Genomic DNA, 26,090 nt, shown 5'->3' with positions numbered 1-26,090 from the left:
CATCCGAAACGCCAACCTTTTTTAAGTATCCCGACAGGCTTAAGCAAAAAGCGTTCTCACTTTGCACTTTCGGAGAAAAAAATTCACGCTGGGCCAGAAATTATCAGAAGCCATCAGAGGGCGCCAAAGTAAAATAGCTAAAATGTTAACTAATTCTCTTTTATCACGAGTTGTCACGCAGCGGAAGTGTTAATTTTCGACCTGAAAATATCATATCGATATGAAAAATAGGCGTTTTAGTCGGAAACCCTGTGCAGACGTGCTTTGCATCATGAATACGCACGGTTTTTGGCACTTATCTTCCAAAGTCGGCATCTGGCGTGAGAAAAATCCAGCTTTATTGCTCTCAGGCGGGTGTTTATGAGGGAGGGAAGAAACAGGACAGAAGAATATGGTGTGAAAATCGTGACATTATTTCGCTGACAAAAGTCTGTGAACCGGCCAGCAGTAATGAAATTTATAATCGACTGAATCTTTTAAGCGTGACGAATAATTGCATTGTAATGGTGCAATAAAACCGTCGATTGCACCATTACGGATCAGATTTACGCTTCGCTGCCTGAAATAAGTGAGGCGTTAATTGAGCAATCCGGGAAATATAGACTTCAGGCCGGTAACAACAAACTCAATACCCAGGGCCATCAGTAACAGTCCCATGATACGGGTAATCACGTTAATGCCGGTCTGTCCCAGTATCCGCACCATTAAAGGCGCGGCCCGAAACAGCAGCCAGCAACACAAGGCAAAAATGGCAATCGCCAGCGTAAAGCCCAGCAGGTTAAGCCAGCTGTGATAGCGGGTGCTCCAGACAATCGTCGAACTGATGGCACCCGGACCGGCCATCAGGGGAAGCGCCAGAGGCACTACGCCAACGCTTTCACGAATGGCCGTTTCTGACTTCTCCTGTTTGTTCTGCTTATCCTCGCCCAGCTTGCCACTGATCATCGACATCGCAATGGTCACGACCAGAATCCCGCCCGCAATGCGGAACGAGTCAATCGAGATGCCAAACACCCGCAGAATTGCATCGCCGAGGAACAGCGAGGTCCAGAGGATAATAGCCACCGCCAGGTTGGCGGTTAGATTCGTTTTATTGCGTTCAGCTGCCGCCTGATAGCGGGTCATACTGATGAACACCGGAATAATGCCGACCGGATTAACCAGCGCGAACAGCCCGACAAAGAATTTTATATAGCCTGAAAGATCTAACAGTGCAGGGTTCACGACATGGCTCCGTAACGCAGGGGGGGAAATCGCGCCTAATGTAAGTGAAAAGCGGCACAGACGCCAGATGCATACGCCGCTATTTATGCCACTTAAGGCGGAACCCATAGCGGATTCCCCCAGCGTTCCGAATGAGACTGGATTTTGTCGCTATGGCAAGCCGGCTTACATGGTGCAAACAGATTCGAAACAAGGTGGCGCAAAAAGCCCGGCTGAAAGGTGTCAGCTTGGGGTTAAATTGATCTGCATCAAAATTACCCTACCCCAAACCAGGTAATCTTTTCGTAACGGAAGTATTAGCAGTCTCAATGAAAATCTGACGGACTGCCTGACAAGACTCTTTCAGTAAACAGTTGAAAATCCATGCATTTCGGGCCGATAGGACGCGTTGTGACAGCGTGACTATACTCAGGGCGCAGGATTGTTTACTAAAAAAGTTTAACTTCCTCAGGAGAACACCATGGCCGTTACGAATGTCGCTGAACTCAATGCACTGGTTGAACGTGTAAAAAAAGCCCAGCGTGAATATGCCAATTTTTCTCAACAGCAGGTCGACGCCATTTTCCGTGCCGCCGCCCTCGCCGCCGCAGACGCTCGTATTCCTCTCGCCAGAATGGCCGTTGCCGAATCCGGCATGGGCATTGTCGAAGACAAAGTCATTAAAAACCATTTTGCGTCAGAATATATCTACAACGCCTATAAAGATGAAAAGACCTGCGGTGTGTTAGCCACCGATGACACCTTCGGCACCATCACTATCGCCGAACCTATTGGTCTGATTTGCGGCATTGTGCCGACCACTAACCCCACCTCTACCGCCATCTTTAAAGCGTTAATCAGCCTGAAAACCCGCAACGGTATTATCTTCTCGCCACACCCCCGCGCCAAAGATGCCACCAACAAAGCGGCGGACATCGTGCTGCAGGCTGCCATTGCAGCCGGTGCGCCAAAAGATATTATCGGCTGGATCGATGCCCCCTCCGTTGAGCTGTCAAACCAGCTGATGCACCACCCTGACATTAACCTGATCCTCGCCACTGGCGGTCCGGGCATGGTGAAAGCGGCCTACAGCTCCGGTAAACCCGCCATCGGCGTCGGTGCCGGTAATACGCCAGTGGTGATTGATGAAACCGCCGACCTGAAACGGGCCGTCGCCTCGATTCTGATGTCCAAGACCTTTGATAACGGGGTGATCTGCGCCTCGGAACAGTCGGTCATCGTGGTTGATGCGGTCTACGACGCAGTGCGTGAGCGTTTTGCCAGCCACGGCGGTTACCTGCTGCAGGGCGCGGAGCTGAGCGCGGTGCAGAATATCATTCTGAAAAACGGCGGTCTGAACGCCGCCATCGTCGGCCAGCCCGCGTTCAAAATTGCGGAGATGGCAGGCATCAGCGTGCCACCCAGCACCAAAATCCTGATTGGCGAAGTGAAGCTGGTGGACGAATCTGAACCCTTTGCCCATGAAAAACTTTCGCCAACCCTGGCAATGTACCGGGCGAAAGATTTCAACGACGCGGTAGATAAAGCAGAAAAACTGGTCGCCATGGGCGGTATCGGCCACACCTCGTGCCTCTATACCGACCAGGATAACCAGACCGAACGTGTGCACTACTTTGGCGACAGGATGAAAACCGCGCGTATTCTGATCAATACGCCCGCTTCTCAGGGCGGTATCGGGGACCTCTACAACTTCAAACTGGCCCCCTCTCTGACGCTGGGTTGTGGTTCCTGGGGCGGCAACTCGATTTCAGAGAACGTCGGTCCGAAACACCTTATCAACACCAAAACTGTCGCCAAGCGAGCTGAGAATATGTTGTGGCATAAACTTCCTAAATCTATCTACTTCCGTCGCGGTTCCCTGCCCATTGCGCTGGAAGAGGTGGCAACGGACGGCGCGAAACGGGCCTTTATCGTGACTGACCGCTTCCTGTTCAATAACGGTTATGCCGATCAGGTCACCCGCGTCCTGAAATCGCACGGTATTGAAACGGAAGTCTTCTTTGAAGTGGAAGCCGATCCGACGCTGAGCATTGTGCGTAAGGGTGCCGAGCAGATGAACAGCTTTAAACCGGACGTGATCATCGCGCTGGGTGGCGGCTCCCCGATGGACGCAGCGAAAATCATGTGGGTCATGTATGAACATCCGGAAACCCACTTTGAAGAGCTGGCGCTGCGCTTCATGGATATCCGTAAACGTATCTACAAGTTCCCGAAAATGGGCGTCAAGGCGCGCATGGTGGCCATCACTACCACATCCGGCACCGGTTCAGAAGTGACACCGTTTGCCGTCGTCACCGATGATGCGACCGGCCAGAAATATCCTCTCGCTGACTATGCGCTGACCCCGGATATGGCGATTGTCGATGCCAACCTGGTGATGGAAATGCCCCGCTCACTCTGTGCCTTCGGCGGCCTGGATGCGGTGACCCATGCGCTGGAAGCCTATGTGTCTGTGCTGGCGAATGAATACTCAGACGGCCAGGCACTGCAGGCACTGAAACTGCTGAAAGAGAACCTGCCCGCCAGCTATGCGGAAGGTGCCAGAAATCCGGTGGCGCGCGAACGTGTTCACAATGCGGCCACTATCGCCGGTATCGCCTTTGCCAACGCCTTCCTTGGAGTCTGTCACTCCATGGCGCATAAGCTGGGTTCAGAGTTTCATATTCCGCACGGTCTGGCTAACGCCCTGTTAATCTCGAACGTCATCCGCTACAACGCAAATGACAACCCGACCAAGCAGACCGCGTTCAGCCAGTATGACCGCCCACAGGCGCGCCGTCGCTACGCGGAAGTTGCTGACCACCTGGGCCTGAGCGCCCCTGGCGATCGTACCGCGCAGAAAATTGAGAAGCTGCTGGCCTGGCTGGATGAGATCAAAACCGAGCTTGGCATTCCGACCTCTATCCGCGAAGCTGGCGTGCAGGAAGCGGACTTCCTGGCCAAAGTCGATAAGCTGGCCGATGATGCGTTTGATGACCAGTGTACCGGCGCAAACCCACGCTATCCGCTGATTGCCGAGCTGAAACAGATTATGCTCGACACCTACTACGGCCGTGAGTTTGTCGAACCTTTCTCAAGCGTTGCCGAAGCGGTCGCTGAACAGCCGGTAAAAGAAGTTAAAGCGGAGAAGAAAGCGAAGAAAGTCTGATAGTACCGTTCTGATAACCTGATAAAAAAACCCGCCGCGGCGGGTTTTTTACTGGCTGAAAAACGTGTCAGATGACGGGCGTATGTGCGCCGTGAATCGCCTGCAGCGAGCCCTGCTCTATGGCCTGTTTATAGTGCTTACGGCAGACCGAGATGTAGCGTTCATTCCCCCCGATGACTACCTGCTCACCTTCACTGAAAGGCTTCCCTTCGCTGTCCAGTCGCAGCACCATGCTGGCCTTGCGGCCACAGTGACAGATGGTTTTGAGTTCGACCAGCTTATCGGCCCACGCCAGCAGATACTGACTGCCAACAAAGAGTTCGCCGCGAAAATCGGTACGCAGGCCATAGCAGAGCACCGGAATATCAAGATCGTCGACCACATCAGAGAGCGCTTTGACCTGCTCACGGGTGAGAAACTGGCTCTCATCGACCAGCACGCAGTGAATAGGCTGTGCGGCATGTTCCGCCGCAATGTCGCTGAACAGCGCGGTATCGGCATTATAGAGCAAGGCTGGTGACGAGAGTCCGATACGTGAGCTTACCTGACCGGCACCAAAACGGTTGTCGATTTCGGCAGTGTAGACCAGCGAGCGCATGCCCCGCTCCTGATAGTTATAGGAGGATTGTAACAGTGCGGTCGATTTCCCTGCGTTCATTGCAGAGTAATAGAAATAGAGTTGGGCCATAGGAGCGTATCTTCATCAGGACTGAACAGAATGGTGCGCATATTATCACAAAGCACAGCCCATGCATTGCTGCTGAGAGAGGGAGAATGCCTGACAGATAGCCGGAATTTTCATCAGGAACCGTTTCCAGTGCCGATGGGCTCTGTCGCAGAGTGAAATAGGTTTTTCTTATTTTAACCGCAATAAAAGAGATGACATTATTCGCAGCAACTTAAATACATTAAATTTATTTCATAACGACAGAGGGGAGATTATTTCTTCCGGGCATCGCTTTGATTTTTTATGATCAACATTATTTTTTAATTTTCATTTTATTCGCTGAAGAAATACGTTTGTGATTGAAGTTATTTAATGTCACCACTACTATTAGCGGGCAACACAACTTCTCCCTTATTCAGAGACCAGGACAATGAGCGAAGCACTAAAAGTTCTTAATAATATTCGTACGCTGCGCGCCCAGGCCAGAGAGTATTCCATTGAAACACTGGAAGAGATGCTGGAAAAACTGGACGTAGTGGTAAAAGAACGTCGCGAAGAAGAGTCGCATTTCCAGGCTGAAAATGAAGAGCGCGCGCGCAAGCTGAATCAGTATCGTGAAATGCTGCTGGCTGATGGTATTGACCCTTCTGAGCTGGTCAGCATGCTGACTGAAACACGCGCGACAGCAAAAAGCAAACGTTCGGTGCGTCCGGCTAAATATGGTTATACCGATGAAAAAGGTGAGTCAAAGACCTGGACCGGTCAGGGCCGCACGCCAGCCATAATTAAAAAAGCGCTGGAAGAAGAGGGTAAAAAGCTGGACGATTTTTTACTGTAACGGCGCGTTATTTTGCTGCCCGACGGGCAGCCTGAGGTGGAATAAAAAAAAGGAAGCGTACGCTTCCTTTTTTATTCAGACGCGATAGAAATCACGATACCAGTCAACGAAGCGCTTTACGCCCTCCTCCACACTGGTCTGAGGTTTAAAACCAATCGCCTTAAACAGGGCTTCGGTGTCGGCACTGGTTTCCAGCACATCACCGGGCTGCATCGGCATCAGATTTTTCTTCGCGGTCATCCCCAGTGCTTTCTCAATCGCCTCAATATAGCTCATCAGCGTTACCGGCTGACTGTTACCGATATTATAAACACGATACGGTGCTGAACTGGTTGCTGGCGATCCCGATTCAACCGTCCAGTGATCGTCCTGCTGCGGAATGACATCCTGCAGACGCACAATCGCTTCAGCAATGTCATCAATATAGGTAAAGTCGCGCTTCATCTGGCCCTGGTTATAGACATCAATCGCCTCACCGGCAATCATTGCGCGGGTGAATTTAAAGAGTGCCATATCCGGACGGCCCCACGGGCCATAGACGGTGAAGAAGCGTAATCCAGTGGTCGGCAGCTGATAAAGGTGCGAGTAAGTATGAGACATTAACTCGTTCGCTTTCTTCGTCGCTGCATATAAAGAGACAGGATGATCCACACTGTCGTCCGTTGAGAATGGCATCTTACGATTCAGGCCATAAACGGAACTCGACGACGCGTAGAGCAGATGTTCAATTTTATGATGACGGCAGCCTTCAAGAATATTGAGGTGACCTGTCAGATTGGAATCTGCATAAGCATGGGGATTTTCGATGGAGTAGCGGACGCCAGCCTGCGCGCCAAGATGAATAACGCGCTGAAAATTATACTGCCCGAACAGTGACGCTATCGCGTCACGGTCGGCCAGATCCCGCTCGATAAAAGTAAAGCCAGGTTCAGCATTAATTAAATCGAGACGGGCACGCTTGAGATTTACGTCGTAATAATCATTCAGGTTGTCGATACCGACAACCTGGTGACCGGCGGCCAGCAGACGCTGACTGACATGAAAACCAATAAAGCCTGCGGCGCCGGTGACCAGAAAGTTCATAAATCCCTCGTTAATTATGCAGTTTGAATAGACGCTCCGCGGCCGATTGCATAATAAACGAAACCGCGTTTGCTGATACGCTCTGGATCATACAGGTTACGACCATCAAAAATCACGGCTTCTTTCAGCGCATTTTTGATAACATCGAAGTCTGGCGCACGGAAGTTCTGCCACTCCGTACAGATGACCAGACCGTCTGCGCCCTGCAGTGCCGCTTCTTTGGTTCCCATCAGCTTAAGATCGCTGCGGTGACCGTAGATACGCTGCGCTTCATCCATCGCTTCCGGGTCAAACGCCTGAACAGATGCGCCTGCTTCCCACAGCGTTTCCATCAGCACACGGCTGGAGGCTTCACGCATGTCGTCAGTGTTCGGCTTGAATGACAGGCCCCAGAGAGCAAACGTCTTGCCCTTCAGATCGTCGCCAAAGTGGCGTTTAATGAAGGTTGGCAGCTTGTTTTTCTGGTTGTCATTGACATCTTCCACGGCCTGCAACAGACGTGGCTGATAGCCAATAGACTCCGCTGTACGGATTAACGCCTGCACATCTTTCGGGAAGCAGGAGCCACCGTAGCCACAGCCAGGATAGATGAAGTGGTAGCCGATACGGGGATCGGAACCGATGCCCTGGCGTACTTTTTCAATATCCGCGCCTAAACGTTCAGCCAGGTTGGACATCTCATTCATAAAGCTGATTTTGGTCGCCAGCATGCAGTTTGCTGCATACTTGGTCAGCTCTGCGCTGCGGATATCCATCATGATCATGCGATCGTGGTTGCGGTTAAACGGCTCATAAAGCTCGCGTAACAGCTCGACCACCTCATCGTTGTCGGTACCGACAACGATGCGCTCAGGACGCATGCAGTCATTCACTGCCGCACCTTCTTTCAGGAATTCCGGGTTCGACACCACATCAAAGGTGATGTTGGCGTCACGCGATTTCAGCGTTTCCGCCATCACCGCACGAACTTTGTCTGCTGTGCCAACCGGTACGGTTGATTTGTCGATAACCACTTTGTGATCGTTCATATGCTGCGCAATGGTGCGCGCTACGGCGGTCACATATTTCAGATCGGCAGAGCCGTCTTCATCCGGTGGTGTACCTACTGCAATAAACTGCATAACACCATGGTTTACGCCCTGTGCAGCATCAGTGCTGAACTTCAGACGACCCGCTTCGTAATTGGACATTACCAGCGGGGTTAAACCTGGTTCGAAAATAGGAATGATGCCTTTTTTCAGATTTTCGACTTTGTTTGCGTCGACATCAATGCAGAGAACGTCATGTCCGACTTCGGCTAACACCGCAGCCTGAACCAGACCGACATAGCCGATACCAAATACAGTGACTTTCATCGAGTTATCCTGTGTTTATAAATTACTTTTTGTTGCCAACTGCGCTATCGAGCCATTCAGAGAAATCTTTGCCCAATACCGGATGACGAACACCGTACTCAACGAAAGCCTGCATGTAGCCCAGTTTGTTACCACAGTCATGGCTTACGCCTTTCAGGTGATAAGCTTCAACGGTCTCTTTTTCCATCAGCATGGCGATAGAGTCGGTCAGCTGAACTTCGCCGCCCGCACCCGGAGGCGTCTTCGCCAGCAGAGGCCAGATGTCTGCAGACAGAACATAACGACCTACGACCGCCAGGTTAGATGGCGCTTCGGTCGCTTTTGGTTTCTCAACCACACCCACCATTGGTGCGCTGTCGCCTGGGTTCAGTTCTGCGCCCTGGCAATCGACAACACCGTAAGCGGTTACATCGGCAACCGGCTCAACCATAATCTGGCTGCGGCCTGACTCTTCATAACGGGTCAGCATCTCGGCCAGGTTATCTTTGGTTGGGTTAGATTCATATTCGTCGATGATGACGTCTGGCAGGATAACGGCAAACGGCTCGTTACCGATCAGTGGGTGTGCACACATCACTGCGTGGCCCAGGCCTTTCGCGATACCCTGACGAACCTGCATGATGGTCACGTGTGGCGGGCAGATTGACTGGATTTCATCCAGCAGCTGACGCTTAACACGTTTTTCCAGCATAGATTCCAGTTCGAAGCTGGTATCAAAATGGTTTTCGATGGCATTTTTAGATGAATGCGTAACCAGCACAATCTCGTTGATGCCTGCAGCGATACACTCGTTAACGACATACTGGATTAACGGCTTATCAACCAGCGGTAACATCTCTTTTGGAATCGCTTTGGTGGCCGGGAGCATACGCGTACCCAAACCCGCGACCGGGATTACCGCTTTTTTTACTTTGGTATTATTGGCAGACATTAAGTTACCTCTCTCATAGGCCGTTCAAGTTAATACTTGATATGTCGGTTTAAAATCGAAAATGAGTATATCAGTTAGTATCGAACGGATTTATCCTGGAAGGCATCAATCCGTCGAAATTAAGACTATTACCCAACTGTAAAGCTAAGTTCTGGCCCTGTCCTCAGCGCCAGAATCTTTCCATTATTACAGTTTATTCTTCCGCTGACAGCATCAGCCGAATGCGACCACCCGCGCCCCAGACGTGGCACTGCCAGTTGTCTGCGCGCTGACTGATTTGATTGAGATGGGTGCTACCCATAGTGCCAAGGGGAACACCATTACTGAGCTGAATCTGATGGGTATCAACGTGAAGCGTGGCGTTTAATCCGGCCGAGACCAGGATCAGATTTTTCAGACCACGATGATAGTAACCCACCAGCAGAGGGAACTGGCCGCTGAGGTTCGCCTGGCGCAGCAGCAGATTGACCTGTCTGAGCAGCCCGTTAAGTTCCGGCAGACGCTGTTTTTGCCCGGAGAGCTGCTCCTGAAGCAGGCCGTTAAACAGCGCACGCAGCAGCAGAGCGGCCAGCACGCCATTATCACCCGCACGGGTGACGTCCAGACAGTAGAAGGCCAGGTCCTTTTCAGAGAGCGCCGCAATGTCGAGCACCAGGCCCGGCTGTTCGGCCATCGTCAGCTGACGATAGTTGACCCGGCAGTTGGCGACGGTCTGTTGCACCGGCGGCTGGAGTTGTTTGAGCAGTTTGGCAGCCGCTTTCGGGTCGCGGACCAGGGCATCCCAGTCCTGAAACAGCTGCTCATCCTCTTCCACCTTTGAGGTGAACATGGAGGGATAGAGACATTCATAGACCGCTTCGCGGAAGCGTTCCAGATTTTTCAGTGGCTTAAGCAGCACATCCTGCACGCCAAGGCGCAGCACATGTGCGATGTCAGACATATTTTCTGTCGCTGAGATAATCAAAATCGGCACAACGTTACCGCGGGTACGAATGTGCTCAACAAACTGAATGCCGCTCATACGGGGCATTTCGAGATCGCTGATGATCAGGTCGACAGTATGCTGTTGTAGTTGTGCAATTGCTTCCAGTCCATCTTCCGCTTTTAACGTTACAGCACCCATCGATAACAAAAATTGGTCCAGCAACGAACGGAAAACAGCCTCATCTTCGACAATGAGTATCTTTTTGCCGAGTAGTGGTTTTTCCATTCTTTCCCCCTGCCTGCCAGATAATTCAATAGTGGTTCATAAAACGCAGTTGCGCCTTCAGAATTGCGTAAAGTCACCGTTTTGAATGAACAACCTGATTATCTGCCACGGACCAGTGGTAACAGTTCATCCATTTTCTTTTCCACGGCGGCCCTGCCTGCCTCAATGGCCTCTTCAGCCCGATGAAAGTCCAGCGTTGAAATCTGCGGACAGACCGGCTGTATTAAAACATCGGGTGGATCGCCTGCCATACGGTTGCGCTTCAGGCGATTTTCCAGCACCTGGATAGAGGTTGACATAATCTCCATCGCACCCGGTGACTGAGACGCACGACGCTGGGTGAAACTCACCAGTCGCTGACGCAGCTTTCCACCCCAACTCAATGCCGCTGCAGCGGCTTCTTCTTCACTATTTTTAGGCGTAACGGAAAACAGATCCTGCTGCATTAAATGCGCGTCATGCTGCAGGTCAACCGCAATCACAATGTCTGCACCCAGCGCGCGGGTCAGTGAGATCGGCACCGGATTGACGACGGCACCATCCACCAGCCAATACCCATTGTAGCCCACCGGCGGTAATAAACCTGGCATACTACAGGAAGCGCGAACCGCCTGATGCAGATCGCCCTCCGTCAGCCAGAGCTCCCGCCCCGTGCTGAGATTGGTGGCCACCACGCCGAAAGGTTTACTGCACTGCTCTATCGCATCATTGGGGATCAGCTGACGCACATGGTTAAAGACCCGCTCACCGCGCAGCAGTCCGCCCCGTTGCCAGGAGACATCCATCAGCCGGATCACATCCCAGTAGCGAAACGCACTGACCCACTTTTCCATCAGCGGCAGCCGGTTATTCACATAGGCTGACCCGACTAGCGCGCCGACAGAGCAACCCGCCACGACGTCGATCCCGATACCCGCACGCTCCAGTGCGTTGATCACGCCAATGTGCGCCCATCCTTTCGCTGCGCCGGCCCCCAGCGCCAATCCTATTTTTACCTTTCTCATTTGTATCTGGTCCTGCCGTCAATACGTAGCGTCACAGCGTGGGGTCAGCTAACATAGCGCGCTTATGAAACCGACTCATCATTTTCGGGAGCTAATGTGTCAGAAACCTGCCCATGTTGTAGCGGACAGCAGTATAGCGTATGTTGCGAGCCCTTTCTGCAGGGTAACCAGATTCCTGTTACGGCTGAACAACTTATGCGCTCCCGCTACTGTGCCTATGTTAAGCACAATGCCGAATATCTGGTCGCGACCTGGCATCCTGACAAACGTCATCCGGAGATGTCAGGGCTTTTATCTGAAAGTTTTTCCGGTACCGATTGGCTTAGCCTGAATGTAACCCGTTGTAATCATGGAAGCCATGATAATGAAGCGTTCGTGACTTTTTTTGCGCGATACCGCGAGAAAACGAACATTCATGCCATTCATGAGTGTTCCCGCTTTCTTCGCGAGGATCAACGCTGGTACTATGTTGACGGTTCCGTGCCGCCCGTTGGGCGCAACGATCGTTGCCCGTGCGGCAGTGATAAGAAATACAAAAAATGTTGTGGTTGAGCTGAAGGCTGAGCCCGCAGTTTAACCCCTAATGCTTTGACAGGACTCTGATTGAGATGCAAGCGCAAACCATGCAAAGAAAAGTTTTACGAACCATTTGTCCCGATGCAAAAGGTCTGATCGCCAAAATCACCAATATTTGTTACAAGCACGAACTCAATATCGTGCAGAACAATGAGTTTGTTGATCATCGCACCGGGCGTTTTTTCATGCGTACCGAGCTGGAAGGCATCTTCAACGACAACACCCTGCTGGCCGATCTCGACAGCGCCCTGCCCCAGGGGTCAGTGCGTGAATTGCACAGCGCCGGTCGCCGTCGCGTGGTGATTCTGGTCACCAAAGAGGCGCACTGCCTGGGTGACCTGTTAATGAAGAGCGCGTTTGGCGGTCTGGATATGGAGATTGCCGCGGTCATTGGTAACCATGACACGCTGCGTTCGCTGGTTGAGCGGTTTGATATTCCTTTCGTTCTGGTGAGTCACGAGGGACTGACGCGGGAAGAGCACGATAACCGCATGGTGGAAGAGATTGACCGCTATCAGCCCGATTATGTGGTGCTGGCGAAATATATGCGCGTTCTGACCCCTGCCTTTGTGCAGCGCTTCCCGAACCAGATTATTAACATTCACCACTCTTTCCTGCCTGCCTTTATCGGTGCCCGGCCTTATCATCAGGCCTACGAGCGTGGCGTGAAGATCATTGGTGCCACCGCGCATTACGTGAATGACAATCTCGATGAAGGCCCGATCATCATGCAGGATGTGATTAATGTCGATCACAGCTATACCGCTGACGAGATGATGCGTGCGGGTCGTGACGTCGAAAAAAACGTACTGAGCAACGCCCTCTATAAAGTGCTGGGGCAGCGCGTCTTCGTTTACGGCAACCGTACGATTATTCTTTAATCAGCCAGCGCGCTGAATTGACTGCGGATTCAGCGCTACGCGTAAAAAGTGGGCAAACAGTTCCTGTTTTGCCAGTGGGCGCTTTACACCCTTATCGCATTTGGTATGATGCGCCCCGCTTTGAGAGTGAAAGATTCAGGCCATGGTGGGATTCCCGAGCGGCCAAAGGGAGCAGACTGTAAATCTGCCGTCACAGACTTCGAAGGTTCGAATCCTTCTCCCACCACCATCTGAATCTGAATACGCCTCAAGCCAGCATTATCCCCGGTGGGATTCCCGAGCGGCCAAAGGGAGCAGACTGTAAATCTGCCGTCACAGACTTCGAAGGTTCGAATCCTTCTCCCACCACCATCCTGCATTCAGCACACTTTCCCCAAATCGATACATCAGCTTCCTGCTCTGCGGGGAGAGGGATGAGAACCTTCGACTAAGGTTCGGGTCGAGCATCGCGAGACAACGCGCTTCAGCGCGGCCCGCAGGGTGAGGCGCAACGCGCCGAATCATCCTTCTCCCACCACCATCCTGCATTCAGCACATTTCCCCCAAATCGATACTTCAGCTTCCTGTTCTGCGGGGAGAGGGATGAGAACCCCCTGCTGACAGAGCATCTCCACGTTTTCAAACGTTCTGCCCCCTCTTCTGCCATGACTTTTTCAGTAAAAATCGCTACCATCACCGCCTCTCATTTTCTGAACCATGGTTGACCTCATGAAATTTGTTTCATTCAACATCAATGGGTTGCGCGCCCGACCTCATCAGCTTCAGGCGCTGGTTGAACAGCATCAGCCCGATGTCATTGGCTTACAGGAAACCAAAGTCCATGACGAAATGTTCCCGCTGGAAGAGGTCTCAAAGCTGGGTTATCACGTTTTCTATCACGGTCAGAAAGGCCACTACGGCGTGGCACTGCTCACCAGAATGCAGCCGGTTTCAGTGAGCCGGGGCTTTCCGGGAGAGGATGAAGAGGCACAGCGCCGGTTGATCATGGCGGAAATTCCCAGCCCGATCGGCGACATCACGGTCATTAACGGCTATTTCCCGCAGGGTGAAAGCCGCGACCATCCCACCAAGTTTCCGGCAAAAGAGAAGTTCTATCGCGACCTGCAGCGTCTGCTGACCGAAGATCTGCCTGCCGATAAACCGGTTCTGATCATGGGTGACATGAACATCAGCAGCACCGACCGGGATATTGGAATTGGCGAGGATAGCCGCAAGCGCTGGCTGCGAACCGGTAAATGCTCCTTCCTGCCGGAAGAGCGCGAGTGGATGGATCGGCTGCTGGGCTGGGGCCTGGTTGATACCTGGCGTGAACATAACCCGGAGGTCGCCGATCGCTTCTCCTGGTTTGATTACCGTTCAAAAGGTTTCGATGATAATCGCGGCCTGCGCATCGATCTGGTGCTGGCAAGCAGAAATCTGGCAGCACACTGCGTTGAGACCGGCATTGATTATGAGATCCGTGGCATGGAAAAGCCCTCTGATCACGCTCCCATCTGGTCGCTGTTCCGCTTTTAACTGATGGTCGCGTGGCAGAGCGTCACGCGACACTTATTTCACTATCTTCCAGATCAGGTTGTTGGTGCCGATGGAGTGTTCATCCCGGGCGCACTGCAGCAGCACCCCTTCCGACTTCACCACCGCGCCTTCACTGTAGTTACGGTTTTCAAAAATACAGCAGCGCAGGCAGTCTGGCTGACGTCGCTCTGCCTGCGTCCAGGCTTCCGGCGGCATATCCACTACCACATCGGTGTTCACACCGTTATTACCGGGTGGCATCGACTGATAGCGACCGTTGGCCTGAACTGCGCTGGTTGCCAGCGACAGGGCCAGCACCATCAATACTGAGTAACGCCTCATTCCGTCTCCTTCACTTTACGTCTGGTTTTGCGCACCGGACGCTTCTGTCCGGTGGAGGGTAATCCCCGAAAGGCATGTGCCGCAGGCTGCTGTCGCGCCTGGTGGATCAGACCGGTTAAGGTCTGGACCAGGGGTTGCATAAACTCCTCATAACGACAGGCCTTTTCGCTGATACGGGTCAGTGCCGACTCCCACTGCGCCGTCATATCCGGGCGGGCAGCCAGATCGGGCAACGAGTGAATCAGGGCACGTCCGGCCTCGGTCGCGTTGATATATCGCCCTTTCTTCACCAGGAAACCACGACGAAACAGCAGTTCAATAATGCCAGCCCGCGTCGCTTCCGTTCCTAAACCATCGGTCGCACGCAGCACTTTCTTTAATTCTTTATCCTGAACGAACCGGGCAATCCCGGTCATCGCAGAGAGAAGCGTGGCATCGGTGAACGGACGCGGCGGCTGGGTTTGCTTCGCCAGCACCTCGCCGCGCTCGCACAACAGCGTATCCCCTTTCGCCACCACCGGCAGCGGCATGCCGTCATTCTCCTCGTCACGCTCTTTGCTGCCCAGCAGTGCACGCCAGCCCGCCTCTGCCAGGAAACGCGCTTTCGCAACAAATTTTCCCCCGGCAATTTCGAGGTCGATGACGCACTTACGGAACACCGCATCCGGGCAGAACTGCATCAGATACTGGCGCGCCACCAGCTCATAAATATGCTGCTCGTTTTCCGTAAGCTTTACCGCACCGGCGCGGGCCGTCGGAATAATGGCGTGGTGGGCGTCCACCTTTTTATCATCCCAGCAGCGGTTGCGCCGATCCGCATCGAAATCAGCGGGCGGGGTCAGCTGTGACTGATGCGCCTGAATCGCCTTAAGTACTGCATGACGCCCGGCAAAATGCTCTTCGGGCAGATAGCGGCTGTCCGAACGGGGATAGGTAATCAGCTTGTGGGTTTCATACAGCCGCTGACAGGTATCCAGTACCGTCTGCGCACTCAGCCCGTAACGTTTTGCCGCCTCAATCTGCAGGCTGGAGAGGGAGAATGGCAGTGGTGCCCCCTCATTTTCCCGTTTATCGCTGTAGGCCGTGACCGTCGCTGGCTGACCGGTAATCCGGGCCACCACATGATCTGCCAGGGCGCGTCTGAGCAGACGGCCCTCTTCATCCTGCCACGGCTCACAGGCTTCGCTGGGGATCCAGCTGGCCACAAACCGGGTGCCATCAGGCGTGACGATATGGGCTTTAACTTCGAAATACTCTTTCGGCAGGAAGTTTTCAATCTCTTCATCACGCCGCACCACCAGCCCGAGCACCGGGGTCTGCACCCGGCCAACCGACAGCACGCCATCATAGCCTGCATTTCGCCCCAGTAGTGTCCAGGCGCGGGTCATGTTAATGCCATAGAGCCAGTCTGCCCGGGCGCGAGCCAGCGCCGAAACACACAGCGGAATAAATTCGCGATTCTCACGCAGACGGTTGACCGCCCGATCCACCGCCTGCGGATTGAGATCGTTGATCAGGCAGCGCTGCACTTTGCTGCGTTTTTCCGCGGGCAGTTTCAGATAGTCGAGCACTTCATCGACCAGCAGCTGCCCTTCGCGATCCGGGTCACCGGCATGCACCACTTCTGTCGCCTGTGCCAGCAGTCCCTCGACCACCTTCAGCTGTTTCGCGACCGACGGGCGCGGTTGCAGCTGCCATTTTTCGGGAATAATCGGCAGATCCGCCAGCGACCAGCGTGCATAGCGGCTGTCATAAGTGTCGGGCTGCGCCTGCTCCAGCAGGTGCCCTACGCACCAGGTGACAATCTGATCGTTGCCGCAGGCAATAAATCCATCACCCCGTCGATGCGGTTTCGGCAGTACATCGGCAATCGCACGTCCCAGGCTCGGTTTTTCCGCAATAAACAAACGCATTGAATCAGCTATTCCTTAACATCAGGGAAACGGAGAGTAACCGGCTCGGCTGTCGGTGTAAATTCAGGGCTATGTTAGCCTGGCAGGCCTGCTGGCGTAAGCATGACGCGCAGTGTTAGCGATCGTTCGCACAGGAACCGTGCAAAAAGCAGGGCTGAGAACGCCCTGCTGCCAGCGGATAAAGAGGATCAGAAATAACGCACGAAAGGCGTGGTGTCAGGCGGGAGAACCGTGGTGCTTGATTTCAGTTGTGGCGTGCCCAGATAGAGGAAGCCGACAATGGCATCCTGCTCCCGGCAGCCAAATGCCTGCCGCACCTGCTCGTCATCGGTCCAGGGACCGCTGCGCCAGATGCCGTTGTAACCCTGCGCGACGGCGGCCATCTGCATTGCCATGACCGCACAGCTGGCTGAGGCAATCTGCTCCCAGCGCGGCACTTTATGATGCTCCTCGCAGTGGGCCACCACCGTGATGATCATCGGGGCGCGAAACGGCGACTGACTTGCTTTGTTAATCGCCTTTTCATCCAGCTGTTTTTCCCGTGCCGCCCGCTCCAGCAGCTGGCTCATCCGGTCGCGCCCCTCTTTTTCCACAATGACGAAGCGCCAGGGTTGCAGGGTGCCATGATCCGGGGCGCGCATGCCCGCCCGCAGGATATTTTCAAGGATCTCACCCGCCGGGGCAGGTTCACTCAGGCGTGAGGCCGAACGACGATTTACCAGTAATTCAAGGGCGTCCATGTTTCTCTCCCGATCTCTGTATTGTTGCCTTCATCTTGGCACAGCCAGATTTTTTGTAACAGTGCGCGGTGATTTCCTGCTGACTTTTAACACGGCGCTCTTTAGGATGAGCTCGTCGGGGAAGCCGGGGCCGCGCGGCGGCCACTTCCTGCTACATATTTATGGAGAGTCTGATGCGCACATTGTGGCGAATAATCGCAGGTCTGTTCCGCTGGAGCTGGCGGGTATTAAATTTTATCAGGGAATTCATTCTGAATATTTTCCTGATTTTGTTGATTGTGGTGGGTGTAGGGATCTGGCTGCAGGTCAGTGGCTCTGGCAGCAGTTCAGCCCCCATTCAGCAGGGCGCACTGAAAGTCGATCTCAGCGGTGTGCTGGTCGATAAACCCTCAGTGAGCAACCGCCTCAGCAAAATTGGCCGTCAGTTACTGGGCGCCAGCAGCGACCGTTTGCAGGAAAACTCCCTGTTTGATGTGGTCGATGCCATTCGCCAGGCGAAAGATGACAGCAACATCAAAGGGATGGTGCTCGATTTACGTGAGTTTGCGGGCGGCGATCAGCCGTCACTGCAATATGTGGGTAAAGCGCTGCGGGAATTTCGTGACAGCGGCAAGCCGATTTATGCCCTGGGCGACAGCTACAGCCAGGCGCAGTACTACCTTGCCAGCTACGCCACCAGAATCTATCTCTCACCGCAGGGCACCGTGGATCTGCACGGTTTCGCCACCAACGGGCTTTATTACAAAACCCTGCTGGAGAAGCTGAAAGTGACCTCGCACGTTTTCCGCGTCGGCACCTACAAATCGGCGGTCGAACCTTTCCTGCGTGATGATATGTCCCCTGCTGCCCGTGACGCAGACAGCCGCTGGATTGGTCAGCTGTGGCAGAACTACCTGAACACCGTGTCGGCGAATCGTCAGATTACGCCGGAACAGCTGTTCCCGGGTGCGGCGGCGATTATTGCCGGGTTGAATGCAGTCAAAGGTGACACCGCGCAATATGCGCTGGATAACAAGCTGGTCGATGTTCTGGACTCGCGCGCGGCGGCCGATCAGGAGCTGGTTAAAACCTTTGGTCTGGATAAGCAGACTAACGATTACCGCAGCGTCAGCATCTATGACTACAGCGTGAAGTCCGCCTCAGCACAGCAGGATGGCAACATCGCCGTGGTGCTGGCCAGCGGTGCCATCATGGATGGTGAAGAGACGCCGGGCAACGTCGGTGGCGACACCACGGCGGCGCAGATCCGTGATGCGCGTCTCGATCCCAAAATCAAAGCGATTATTCTGCGGGTGAACAGCCCGGGCGGCAGCGTCACCGCCTCTGAAGCGATTCGCGAAGAGCTGGCGGCGGCGCAGGCAGCGGGCAAACCGATTGTGGTTTCGATGGGCGGTATGGCCGCATCCGGCGGCTACTGGATCTCAACGCCTGCCAGTTATATCGTGGCGAACCCCAGCACGCTCACCGGCTCGATTGGCATCTTCGGGGTCATCAATACCCTGGAAAACAGCCTGGATAGCATCGGGGTTCACACCGATGGTGTCGCAACCTCGCCGCTGGCGGATATTTCCACCACCAAGGCGCTGCCTGCTGAAGTGCAGCAGCTGATGCAGCTGACCATCGAAAATGGCTACCGCAACTTCGTTGGCCTGGTGGCGAAGTCCCGCCATAAAACGCCGGAACAGATCGATGCGATTGCTCAGGGCCACGTCTGGACCGGCAGCGATGCGAAAGCCAATGGTCTGGTGGATGCGCTGGGTGACTTTGACGATGCGGTGAAGAAAGCGGGTGAGCTGGCCAAAGTCAGCAAGCCGCAGCTGAGCTGGTATCAGGATGAGCCGGGCTTCCTGGATCTGATCCTGGGTCAGATGAATGCCTCAGTGCAGGCCGTGCTGCCTGCCACGCTTAAGGCCTGGCTGCCCGCCCCTATGCTGGATGTGATGAGTGCGATGAAAGCCCAGCCGGGTCTGCTGGACCATCTCAACGATCCGCAGAACCGTTACGCATTCTGCCTCAACTGCGGCGAAGTGCGATAAACCTCGCAGCCCGGCCGCTGGTCGGGCTGCTTTTCCCCGCTATTCCCCTTATACTGCGCGTTTTACGGCAAGTCTGAGTGTTTTCATGCAAAAGAAAAATATCTATGTAGCCTACACGGGCGGGACAATCGGTATGCAGCGTTCGGCGCAGGGCTATATTCCGGTTTCCGGCCACCTGCAACAACAGCTGGCAGACATGCCGGAGTTCCACCGCCCTGAAATGCCTGATTTCACGATTCACGAATATCAGCCGCTGATCGACTCCTCTGACATGACGCCGGAGGACTGGCAGTCTATCGCTGAAGATATCCGCCAGAACTACGATCGCTATGACGGCTTTGTGATCCTGCATGGCACAGACACCATGGCCTTCACCGCCTCCGCGCTCTCATTTATGCTGGAGAATCTGGCCAAGCCGGTTATCGTCACCGGCTCACAGATTCCGCTAGCGGAATTACGCTCGGACGGTCAGCAGAATCTGCTTAACTCCCTTTATGTGGCGGCCAACTATCCGATTAGCGAAGTGTCGCTGTTTTTCAACAACACGCTCTATCGCGGTAACCGGACCACCAAGGCGCATGCCGATGGCTTTAACGCCTTTGCCTCGCCTAACCTTCCGGCGCTGCTGGAAGCGGGCATTCATATCCGCCGCCTTAACACGCCGCCAGCCCCTGCCGGTCAGGGAGAGCTGAAAGTTCACACCATTACCCCGCAGCCGATTGGCGTGGTCACTATCTATCCGGGCATCTCTGCGGATGTGGTGCGTAACTTCCTGCGTCAGCCGGTGAAAGCGCTGATCCTCCGCTCCTATGGCGTAGGTAATGCGCCACAGAACAAAGAGTTTCTGGCTGAACTGCAACAGGCCAGCGAACGTGGCATCGTCGTGGTGAACCTCACCCAGTGTATTTCAGGCAAGGTCAATATGGGCGGCTACGCCACCGGCAATGCGCTGGAGCATGCGGGCGTGATCAGCGGATCGGATCTGACCGTGGAAGCGGCACTGACCAAACTACACTTTTTACTCAGCCAGGATCTCTCTGCCGATCAAATCCGCGCCCGGATGCAGCAGAATCTGCGCGGCGAACTGACCGAAGACTGACTACGGAGCGAATCAGAATGAAGCGGGCACTCATCATTATTGATATACAGAACGATTTTTGCCCCGGCGGCCCGATGGCAGTCCATGAGGGAGACCAGACGGTCGACGTGGCAAATCGCTATGCGCGAGCCTTTCGCGAGAACGGGGAATGCGTGCTGGCCCTGCAGGACTGGCATCCGGCCGACCATGGGAGTTTCGCCTCGGTCTCCGGTGAGCCGGTCTATACCCTGGGTGAGCTGAACGGTCTGGCACAGATCTGGTGGCCCGATCACGGCATACAGGGCTCGGCCGGCGCAGACTTTCACCCCGGCCTGGATCGTTCGCTGTTCGATGCAACCTTCCACAAGGGTCAGGACCAGGATGTCGACAGTTACAGCGCCTTTTTTGACAATGGTCATCGCCGTAAAACCGAGCTGGACAGCTGGCTGCGCGAGCGTGGCATCACTCATCTGGTGATGCTGGGGCTGGCGACCGACTACTGCGTTAAATACAGCGTGCTGGATGCATTGGAGCTGGGTTATCACGTTGAGGTGGTCAAAGAGGGCTGCCGCGGCGTGAATCTGAATCCTGAAGACAGCGAGATCGCCTTTGCGCAGATGACCGCGCAGGGCGCGGTTCTGATTTAAAACAGAGCTGGCAGGACGCCAGCTTTTTTTTAGTGCAGATGAATACGGGTCACATCCGATTCAATGCCGAACTCTTCCTTCAGCTCTTTTTTTGACTTCATCACCATCTCACCCCCTTTGCCGATGGTCATATGCTGCGGCGCATCGTTGTGTCTCGCCTGCCACATCATGACCAGCTGCAGGCAGTTGTCACGCTGTTCCTGGGTCAGGGCCACGCCGTCGGGCCACTTACCGATCTCCACCGCCGTTGCCAGACGCTGATAGACTTCAGGCGTCATTGACGCCAGCATGGCTTCCAGTTGTTCCTTCATCGCCTTTACCCTCTGGTCTGTTCGCCCTGCTCATCGGTGAAATTCAGCGAGGCGGAGTTTACACAGTAGCGTTCGCCGGTAGGCTGCGGACCATCCGGGAAAACATGCCCGAGGTGCGCGTCACAGCTGCCGCAGCGGATCTCCACGCGCTGCATACCGTGAGAGTTGTCTTCGATATAGCGAATCGCCTCATCACTGACCGGCTGATAGAAACTGGGCCAGCCACAGCCTGAGTCATATTTGGTTTCTGACAGAAAAAGGGGCGCTTCACACACCAGACAGTGATAGATGCCCTCCTGCTTGTTGTGCAACAGGGCGCCGCTGTAAGGCGGTTCCGTTCCGCGATGCTGAGTAACGTAGCGCTGCATTTCAGTCAGCTGCGCAATTTTTGCTTCGGGTGCGGTCTCTTTAGCCATTTTAGGATTCCGGGCAGTGCCATTCTGAAAATTTCGTCTATTATTCTAACAAATGATCAACATAACCCGGGTCTTTTTTTGTGCTCACCCTTTCAGTCTGCCCTTCGCAAAGCGGATTTGTGACTTCGATCACCTTTTATCCGGAGCATCCCTATATATTCGGCGATTGATTCAATGAAGCGCGATATCATTGGCGGCGCGCAAGCGGTTGCGCACCGAATAATTCCTCTCAGGCGAATTGATTTGTCGCAACAATTGACACGATTCCGCTTGACGCCTGGTAAGGTTTTTGTAATTTTACAGGCAACCTTTTATTCACTAACAAATAGCTGGTGGAATATATGACTATCAAAGTAGGTATCAACGGTTTCGGCCGTATCGGTCGCATCGTTTTCCGTGCTGCACAGAAGCGTTCTGACATCGAAATCGTTGCTATCAACGACCTGCTGGACGCGGATTACATGGCGTATATGCTGAAGTATGACTCTACTCACGGTCGTTTCGACGGCACCGTAGAGGTTCAGGATGGCGCACTGATCGTAAACGGTAAAAAAATCCGTGTTACTGCTGAGCGTGACCCGGCTAACCTGAAGTGGGATGAAGCAGGCGTTGACGTTGTTGCAGAAGCAACCGGTATCTTCCTGACCGACGAAACCGCACGCAAACACATCACCGCAGGTGCTAAGAAAGTCGTTCTGACCGGTCCATCTAAAGATGACACCCCAATGTTTGTTCGTGGTGCAAACTTCGACAAATATGAAGGCCAGGATATCGTTTCTAACGCATCCTGTACCACTAACTGCCTGGCACCGCTGGCAAAAGTCATCAACGACAAGTTTGGTATCGTTGAAGGCCTGATGACCACCGTTCACGCGACCACTGCTACGCAGAAAACCGTTGATGGCCCGTCTCATAAAGACTGGCGCGGCGGCCGCGGCGCATCGCAGAACATCATCCCTTCATCAACTGGCGCAGCGAAAGCCGTTGGTAAAGTTCTGCCAGAGCTGAACGGCAAACTGACCGGTATGGCGTTCCGCGTTCCAACCCCTAACGTTTCCGTTGTTGACCTGACCGTGCGTCTGGAAAAAGCGGCATCTTACAAAGAAATCTGTGCTGCGATTAAAGCTGCTGCAGAAGGCGAGATGAAAGACGTTCTGGGCTACGTTGAAGATGACGTGGTTTCTACCGACTTCAACGGCGAAGTCCTGACTTCTGTGTTTGACGCTAAAGCGGGTATCGCGCTGAACGACAACTTTGTGAAACTGGTTTCCTGGTATGACAACGAAACTGGCTACTCAAACAAAGTTCTCGACCTGATTGCACTGGTTTCTGCTAAATAAGACAGCCAGACCTCAGTGAGAATAAGGGCGACTTCGGTCGCCCTTTTTTTGATCCGCACAGGAAGGAATCGAACATGCAAGACAAACTGTTTTCTCTGCCGGTGGTCACGCAGATCTCCCCTTACCTCTCGCAGCGCCAGGTGGGTGAATTACCGACCATTGTTGTCAGCCATCCTAAAGTCCGGGCGGCGATTACGCTGCAGGGCGCACACCTGATCGCCTGGCAACCCAGCGGTGAAAAGCCGGTGCTCTGGCTGAGTGATAAGAGCCTCTTCTCACCGGGTAAAGCCATTCGCGGCGGCGTGCCGATCTGCTGGCCCTGGTTTGGCCCCGCTGGTGAACCGGCACACGGTTTTGCCCGGGTTCAGCCGTGGAAGCTGACCGCGCATGACGAAAATGACGAGGGGGTGATGCTGACGCTGGTGCTGGAGAGCAATCCCCAGACGCTGAAACTCTGGCCACATGAGTTCACGCTGATTGCCCGCTTCCGTCTGGGTGAGCATTGCGAAATTGAGCTTGAAGCCTATGGTGATTATGAGGCCACGGCGGCGTTGCACAGCTACTTCAGCGTGAGCGATATCAGCGGTGTAGAGGTCTCCGGTCTCGGCAACAGCTATATCGATAAAGTGAACAACGGCGAGACCGGCAGCAGCGGCGGCAGACAGCGTTATCCAGGCCGCATCGACCGCATCTTCACCGCGCCGGAAGATTGCTCGGTGATTCATGACACAGCGGGTCAGCGTCAGGTCGAGGTTTATCATCACCATCATAGTGACGTTGTCACCTGGAACCCCGGCGTAGAACTCTCCTGTAGCATGGCCGATATGGCGAATGAGGGTTATAAAACGATGGTCTGCGTGGAAACCGCGCGCATCAGTAAACCGCTACGCAGTGCGGGCGAGAAACCGGCACGGCTGGCCACGACGTTCCGTCTGAAAAAGAAAGCCGCCGCCAGCGACAAGGCTATCGGCTAAACGATATCCAGCGGTAATTTATGCTGCGGTGCAGGCCAGGCGCGATCGATAAGCTGCAGCTCTTCGTCGGTCAGCACCACCTCCAGCGCCGCAGCATTCTCCTGCACGTGGGCCACAGAGCTGGCTTTAGGGATAGCGATCACGCCAGGCTGACGAATCACCCACGCCAGCAGAAGCTGCGCCACGCTGATGCCCTTCTGCTGTGCAATCTGAGTCAGCAGAGGATCGGTAAAGAGCGTATCCCGCAGCCGACCCGCCTGCGCCAGGGGACAGTAGGCCATCACCGGCACGCCCCGCTGCTGACAGGCTGGCAACAGATCAAACTCAATACCGCGTGACGCCAGATGGTAGAGAACCTGATTGGTCGAACAGTGCTCCCCATTGGGTTCGTCCCACAGTTCGGCCATGTCATCTGTATCGAAGTTTGACACCCCCCAGAAACGAATCTTGCCCTGCTGCTGCAGCGTTTCCATCGCGCGCAGTGTCTCTTCCAGTGGAATATTTCCGCGCCAGTGCAGCAGGTAGAGGTCGAGGTAATCTGTCTGTAACCGGCGCAGACTGCGCTCGCAGGCTTCAATCGCATCCGAGTGACCAGCATTCCAGGGATAGACTTTGGAGACCAGCAGGGCCTGATCGCGGCGGCCGCGCAGCGCCTCACCGACGACCTCTTCCGCGCCGCCATCCGCATACATTTCGGCCGTATCGATGAGCCGTAACCCGCATTCGAGTCCGGCCTGCAGGGCAGCGACTTCACGGGCACGCTGCGACGGATTTTCACCCATAAACCAGCTGCCCTGACCGATAACCGGCAGCGAGGCATGGCCGGCAAACGTCATTCTGTTGCGCATTCTCTTCCCTTACCCCATTAAGGGGCCCTGTAAAAGAACAGAGGGCGGTAAACGCCCTCTTTTAGTGCATAATCAGAAGCTGTAGCTGACGCCGGTCCAGACCGTCGCCTGCCCGCTTTTATCAATCATCGGGCTGTCTTTGATTTCGCTGTCGAAGCGGGTGTAACGCCCTACTACTCCGACGTTCCACTGCGTGTCAATCTGATAGCTGGCGCTCAACTCAACATAAGGTGACCAGCTGTCATCCGGATTATAACGACTGATGCCGGTCCGGGCGCTCTCATGACCGGAGACACCGTAGTAATAACGGTTCTGATTGGCACTGTTCCACATAGCACCGATGCCTGGCGTCAGGCTGAAGTCGCCCATCTGGAAGCGATAGAGATAGGTCAGGTCCCAGATGACACCGTTGCTGTTGTTCAGCACATCACCCAGCAACGCGGTGCGGACAATCCCCCAGTCCGCCGTGTGACGGTAAGTGGCACCGCCCATCAGCGTCATGCGGCGCTTATCCAGTCCTTTCATATCGCCCAGATCGTTGTCGCTGGGTTTGTACTCCTGCGGTGACCCCAACAGGGTCAGCGACAGCTGATTCTGCGGATCTTTCCACAGGTAGTAACCGCCCTGCAGGCTGCGGAACCAGAAGTTTTCACCTTCGTAGTTGATCACCGGAACCGGAAGATACCGGTCCTGTCCGCCGCGATACGGTGACTCTGCATAGATGACCGATGCCCCCAGAGAAAGCGGATCGGCACTCGCCTGCCCGGTGAGTAAATAACAGGGCAGAAGGGCAACAAGCGTCTTAAATTTGAATTGGTTCACAATTTATTCATTCCATAAATATAACAATCAAACCCTAAGTCTAACGGTTTTTTACCGCTGGATTAACTTATATCAAAATCCTTTAAGTCAGTTACCGATGCAGGTGGCATTAAAGGTTAAAAGTACGTTAAGTTAATGCTTCAGTCAGTTGAACCCATCTCACAACAAATCAAAATTGCCGTTGATCTTCC

At 54.1% G+C, this 26,090-nt stretch carries 24 protein-coding genes, 2 tRNA genes and 1 other RNA gene; 13 read left to right on the top strand and 14 right to left on the bottom strand.

Annotation, left to right across the window (positions count from 1 at the left end):
• Nucleotides 1-576: 576 nt before the first annotated feature.
• Nucleotides 577-1,224, bottom strand: a complete 648-nt coding sequence (locus OJ965_RS10935) for a YchE family NAAT transporter (RefSeq protein ID WP_009089907.1) — start codon at nucleotides 1,222-1,224, stop codon at nucleotides 577-579.
• 460 nt (nucleotides 1,225-1,684) lie between these two features.
• Here OJ965_RS10935 and adhE point away from each other — a divergent pair, with 460 nt between their 5' ends.
• The gene (gene adhE, locus OJ965_RS10930; protein ID WP_009089906.1) at nucleotides 1,685-4,372 is read left to right on the top strand and encodes a bifunctional acetaldehyde-CoA/alcohol dehydrogenase; all 2,688 of its coding nucleotides are present in this window, start codon (nucleotides 1,685-1,687) and stop codon (nucleotides 4,370-4,372) included.
• 67 nt (nucleotides 4,373-4,439) lie between these two features.
• Here the strand turns inward: adhE and tdk are convergent, their stop codons facing one another.
• Nucleotides 4,440-5,060, bottom strand: a complete 621-nt coding sequence (gene tdk / locus OJ965_RS10925; RefSeq protein WP_009089905.1) for a thymidine kinase — start codon at nucleotides 5,058-5,060, stop codon at nucleotides 4,440-4,442.
• A 409-nt stretch (nucleotides 5,061-5,469) separates the two neighbouring features.
• Here tdk and hns point away from each other — a divergent pair, with 409 nt between their 5' ends.
• Nucleotides 5,470-5,877: a histone-like nucleoid-structuring protein H-NS gene (hns, locus tag OJ965_RS10920; RefSeq protein WP_009089904.1), complete on the top strand. Its 408-nt coding sequence runs from the start codon at nucleotides 5,470-5,472 to the stop codon at nucleotides 5,875-5,877.
• Nucleotides 5,878-5,952: 75 nt separating this feature from the next.
• Here the strand turns inward: hns and OJ965_RS10915 are convergent, their stop codons facing one another.
• The 5 genes from OJ965_RS10915 to rssA all read right to left on the bottom strand — a co-directional run bounded on the left by OJ965_RS10915 (nucleotide 5,953) and on the right by rssA (nucleotide 11,460).
• Nucleotides 5,953-6,960, bottom strand: a complete 1,008-nt coding sequence (locus tag OJ965_RS10915; protein ID WP_009089903.1) for an NAD-dependent epimerase — start codon at nucleotides 6,958-6,960, stop codon at nucleotides 5,953-5,955.
• Nucleotides 6,961-6,974: 14 nt separating this feature from the next.
• Nucleotides 6,975-8,315 carry a UDP-glucose dehydrogenase family protein gene (locus tag OJ965_RS10910; protein ID WP_009089902.1) on the bottom strand — a complete coding sequence of 447 codons (1,341 nt, stop codon included), beginning with the start codon at nucleotides 8,313-8,315 and terminating at the stop codon, nucleotides 6,975-6,977.
• Between the two features lie 22 nt (nucleotides 8,316-8,337).
• On the bottom strand, nucleotides 8,338-9,246 hold the full coding sequence (galU, locus tag OJ965_RS10905; RefSeq protein WP_009089901.1) for a UTP--glucose-1-phosphate uridylyltransferase GalU: 909 nt from the start codon (nucleotides 9,244-9,246) through the stop codon (nucleotides 8,338-8,340).
• Nucleotides 9,247-9,439: 193 nt separating this feature from the next.
• Nucleotides 9,440-10,456, bottom strand: a complete 1,017-nt coding sequence (rssB, locus tag OJ965_RS10900) for a two-component system response regulator RssB (RefSeq protein WP_009089900.1) — start codon at nucleotides 10,454-10,456, stop codon at nucleotides 9,440-9,442.
• 98 nt (nucleotides 10,457-10,554) lie between these two features.
• Nucleotides 10,555-11,460 (bottom strand): patatin-like phospholipase RssA, encoded by a 906-nt coding sequence (gene rssA, locus OJ965_RS10895; protein ID WP_009089899.1) that lies wholly within the window; start codon nucleotides 11,458-11,460, stop codon nucleotides 10,555-10,557.
• Nucleotides 11,461-11,556: 96 nt separating this feature from the next.
• On the opposite strand from rssA, the gene OJ965_RS10890 reads away from it, so the two are divergent.
• The 6 genes from OJ965_RS10890 (at nucleotide 11,557) to xthA (ending at nucleotide 14,432) form a co-directional block, all read left to right on the top strand.
• Nucleotides 11,557-12,012 carry a YchJ family protein gene (locus tag OJ965_RS10890; protein ID WP_072052716.1) on the top strand — a complete coding sequence of 152 codons (456 nt, stop codon included), beginning with the start codon at nucleotides 11,557-11,559 and terminating at the stop codon, nucleotides 12,010-12,012.
• A gap of 56 nt (nucleotides 12,013-12,068) precedes the next feature.
• Nucleotides 12,069-12,917, top strand: coding sequence for a formyltetrahydrofolate deformylase (gene purU, locus OJ965_RS10885; protein WP_009089897.1), 849 nt, complete (start codon nucleotides 12,069-12,071; stop codon nucleotides 12,915-12,917).
• A 144-nt stretch (nucleotides 12,918-13,061) separates the two neighbouring features.
• Nucleotides 13,062-13,146 (top strand) — tRNA-Tyr (locus OJ965_RS10880).
• Between the two features lie 37 nt (nucleotides 13,147-13,183).
• Nucleotides 13,184-13,268 (top strand) — tRNA-Tyr (locus tag OJ965_RS10875).
• A 41-nt stretch (nucleotides 13,269-13,309) separates the two neighbouring features.
• A non-coding RNA gene (locus tag OJ965_RS10870) (RtT sRNA) lies at nucleotides 13,310-13,437 on the top strand.
• 188 nt (nucleotides 13,438-13,625) lie between these two features.
• Nucleotides 13,626-14,432: an exodeoxyribonuclease III gene (gene xthA / locus OJ965_RS10865; RefSeq protein WP_265139208.1), complete on the top strand. Its 807-nt coding sequence runs from the start codon at nucleotides 13,626-13,628 to the stop codon at nucleotides 14,430-14,432.
• A 33-nt stretch (nucleotides 14,433-14,465) separates the two neighbouring features.
• On the opposite strand, the gene OJ965_RS10860 is transcribed toward xthA, so the two are convergent.
• The 3 genes from OJ965_RS10860 to OJ965_RS10850 all read right to left on the bottom strand — a co-directional run bounded on the left by OJ965_RS10860 (nucleotide 14,466) and on the right by OJ965_RS10850 (nucleotide 17,427).
• A complete protein-coding gene (locus OJ965_RS10860) occupies nucleotides 14,466-14,774 on the bottom strand; it encodes a YnjH family protein (RefSeq protein WP_009089895.1) in 309 nt (102 codons plus the stop codon).
• Nucleotides 14,771-16,687, bottom strand: a complete 1,917-nt coding sequence (locus tag OJ965_RS10855; RefSeq protein ID WP_265139207.1) for a DNA topoisomerase III — start codon at nucleotides 16,685-16,687, stop codon at nucleotides 14,771-14,773. Before OJ965_RS10855 ends, OJ965_RS10860 begins: the two co-directional genes overlap by 4 nt.
• A 188-nt stretch (nucleotides 16,688-16,875) precedes the next feature.
• Complete coding sequence (locus tag OJ965_RS10850) at nucleotides 16,876-17,427, bottom strand: NAD(P)H nitroreductase (protein WP_009089893.1); 552 nt, start codon at nucleotides 17,425-17,427, stop codon at nucleotides 16,876-16,878.
• Nucleotides 17,428-17,600: 173 nt separating this feature from the next.
• Between OJ965_RS10850 and sppA the strand changes: the two genes are divergently transcribed.
• From sppA to pncA, 3 genes are all read left to right on the top strand, one after another.
• On the top strand, nucleotides 17,601-19,463 hold the full coding sequence (sppA, locus tag OJ965_RS10845; RefSeq protein WP_009089892.1) for a signal peptide peptidase SppA: 1,863 nt from the start codon (nucleotides 17,601-17,603) through the stop codon (nucleotides 19,461-19,463).
• Nucleotides 19,464-19,548: 85 nt separating this feature from the next.
• A complete protein-coding gene (ansA, locus tag OJ965_RS10840) occupies nucleotides 19,549-20,562 on the top strand; it encodes an asparaginase (RefSeq protein ID WP_009089890.1) in 1,014 nt (337 codons plus the stop codon).
• Between the two features lie 17 nt (nucleotides 20,563-20,579).
• Nucleotides 20,580-21,188 carry a bifunctional nicotinamidase/pyrazinamidase gene (gene pncA, locus OJ965_RS10835; protein ID WP_058957288.1) on the top strand — a complete coding sequence of 203 codons (609 nt, stop codon included), beginning with the start codon at nucleotides 20,580-20,582 and terminating at the stop codon, nucleotides 21,186-21,188.
• A 29-nt stretch (nucleotides 21,189-21,217) separates the two neighbouring features.
• Here the strand turns inward: pncA and OJ965_RS10830 are convergent, their stop codons facing one another.
• Both OJ965_RS10830 and msrB read right to left on the bottom strand, forming a co-directional pair.
• Nucleotides 21,218-21,499, bottom strand: a complete 282-nt coding sequence (locus tag OJ965_RS10830) for a YeaC family protein (protein ID WP_009089887.1) — start codon at nucleotides 21,497-21,499, stop codon at nucleotides 21,218-21,220.
• A 5-nt stretch (nucleotides 21,500-21,504) separates the two neighbouring features.
• A complete protein-coding gene (gene msrB, locus OJ965_RS10825) occupies nucleotides 21,505-21,915 on the bottom strand; it encodes a peptide-methionine (R)-S-oxide reductase MsrB (RefSeq protein ID WP_046101932.1) in 411 nt (136 codons plus the stop codon).
• A gap of 341 nt (nucleotides 21,916-22,256) precedes the next feature.
• Between msrB and gapA the strand changes: the two genes are divergently transcribed.
• Nucleotides 22,257-23,255 (top strand): glyceraldehyde-3-phosphate dehydrogenase, encoded by a 999-nt coding sequence (gene gapA, locus OJ965_RS10820; protein ID WP_046101933.1) that lies wholly within the window; start codon nucleotides 22,257-22,259, stop codon nucleotides 23,253-23,255.
• Nucleotides 23,256-23,329: 74 nt separating this feature from the next.
• On the top strand, nucleotides 23,330-24,229 hold the full coding sequence (locus OJ965_RS10815) for a D-hexose-6-phosphate mutarotase (protein ID WP_265139206.1): 900 nt from the start codon (nucleotides 23,330-23,332) through the stop codon (nucleotides 24,227-24,229).
• On the opposite strand, the gene OJ965_RS10810 is transcribed toward OJ965_RS10815, so the two are convergent.
• Complete coding sequence (locus OJ965_RS10810) at nucleotides 24,226-25,077, bottom strand: aldo/keto reductase (RefSeq protein ID WP_265139205.1); 852 nt, start codon at nucleotides 25,075-25,077, stop codon at nucleotides 24,226-24,228. The genes OJ965_RS10815 and OJ965_RS10810 overlap by 4 nt on opposite strands.
• Before the next feature lie 72 nt (nucleotides 25,078-25,149).
• Nucleotides 25,150-25,899, bottom strand: coding sequence for a MipA/OmpV family protein (locus OJ965_RS10805; RefSeq protein WP_009089879.1), 750 nt, complete (start codon nucleotides 25,897-25,899; stop codon nucleotides 25,150-25,152).
• Nucleotides 25,900-26,090: the final 191 nt, after the last annotated feature.

Source organism: Pantoea anthophila (assembly GCF_026104315.1).
Lineage (GTDB): Bacteria > Pseudomonadota > Gammaproteobacteria > Enterobacterales > Enterobacteriaceae > Pantoea > Pantoea anthophila.
This window is presented reverse-complemented; position numbering and strand designations above follow the sequence as displayed.

Bases quoted from the DNA above. Each gene is read 5' to 3' on its own strand.
- OJ965_RS10810 (WP_265139205.1), bottom strand. From the start codon at position 25,077: ATGCGCAACAGAATGACGTTTGCCGGCCATGCCTCGCTGCCGGTTATC.
- rssB (WP_009089900.1), bottom strand. From the start codon at position 10,456: ATGGAAAAACCACTACTCGGCAAAAAGATACTCATTGTCGAAGATGAG.
- OJ965_RS10915 (WP_009089903.1), bottom strand. From the start codon at position 6,960: ATGAACTTTCTGGTCACCGGCGCCGCAGGCTTTATTGGTTTTCATGTC.
- galU (WP_009089901.1), bottom strand. From the start codon at position 9,246: ATGTCTGCCAATAATACCAAAGTAAAAAAAGCGGTAATCCCGGTCGCG.
- gapA (WP_046101933.1), top strand. From the start codon at position 22,257: ATGACTATCAAAGTAGGTATCAACGGTTTCGGCCGTATCGGTCGCATC.
- rssA (WP_009089899.1), bottom strand. From the start codon at position 11,460: ATGAGAAAGGTAAAAATAGGATTGGCGCTGGGGGCCGGCGCAGCGAAA.
- adhE (WP_009089906.1), top strand. From the start codon at position 1,685: ATGGCCGTTACGAATGTCGCTGAACTCAATGCACTGGTTGAACGTGTA.
- purU (WP_009089897.1), top strand. From the start codon at position 12,069: ATGCAAGCGCAAACCATGCAAAGAAAAGTTTTACGAACCATTTGTCCC.
- xthA (WP_265139208.1), top strand. From the start codon at position 13,626: ATGAAATTTGTTTCATTCAACATCAATGGGTTGCGCGCCCGACCTCAT.
- OJ965_RS10830 (WP_009089887.1), bottom strand. From the start codon at position 21,499: ATGAAGGAACAACTGGAAGCCATGCTGGCGTCAATGACGCCTGAAGTC.
- tdk (WP_009089905.1), bottom strand. From the start codon at position 5,060: ATGGCCCAACTCTATTTCTATTACTCTGCAATGAACGCAGGGAAATCG.
- hns (WP_009089904.1), top strand. From the start codon at position 5,470: ATGAGCGAAGCACTAAAAGTTCTTAATAATATTCGTACGCTGCGCGCC.
- OJ965_RS10815 (WP_265139206.1), top strand. From the start codon at position 23,330: ATGCAAGACAAACTGTTTTCTCTGCCGGTGGTCACGCAGATCTCCCCT.
- pncA (WP_058957288.1), top strand. From the start codon at position 20,580: ATGAAGCGGGCACTCATCATTATTGATATACAGAACGATTTTTGCCCC.
- ansA (WP_009089890.1), top strand. From the start codon at position 19,549: ATGCAAAAGAAAAATATCTATGTAGCCTACACGGGCGGGACAATCGGT.
- msrB (WP_046101932.1), bottom strand. From the start codon at position 21,915: ATGGCTAAAGAGACCGCACCCGAAGCAAAAATTGCGCAGCTGACTGAA.
- sppA (WP_009089892.1), top strand. From the start codon at position 17,601: ATGCGCACATTGTGGCGAATAATCGCAGGTCTGTTCCGCTGGAGCTGG.
- OJ965_RS10910 (WP_009089902.1), bottom strand. From the start codon at position 8,315: ATGAAAGTCACTGTATTTGGTATCGGCTATGTCGGTCTGGTTCAGGCT.
- OJ965_RS10855 (WP_265139207.1), bottom strand. From the start codon at position 16,687: ATGCGTTTGTTTATTGCGGAAAAACCGAGCCTGGGACGTGCGATTGCC.
- OJ965_RS10850 (WP_009089893.1), bottom strand. From the start codon at position 17,427: ATGGACGCCCTTGAATTACTGGTAAATCGTCGTTCGGCCTCACGCCTG.
- OJ965_RS10860 (WP_009089895.1), bottom strand. From the start codon at position 14,774: ATGAGGCGTTACTCAGTATTGATGGTGCTGGCCCTGTCGCTGGCAACC.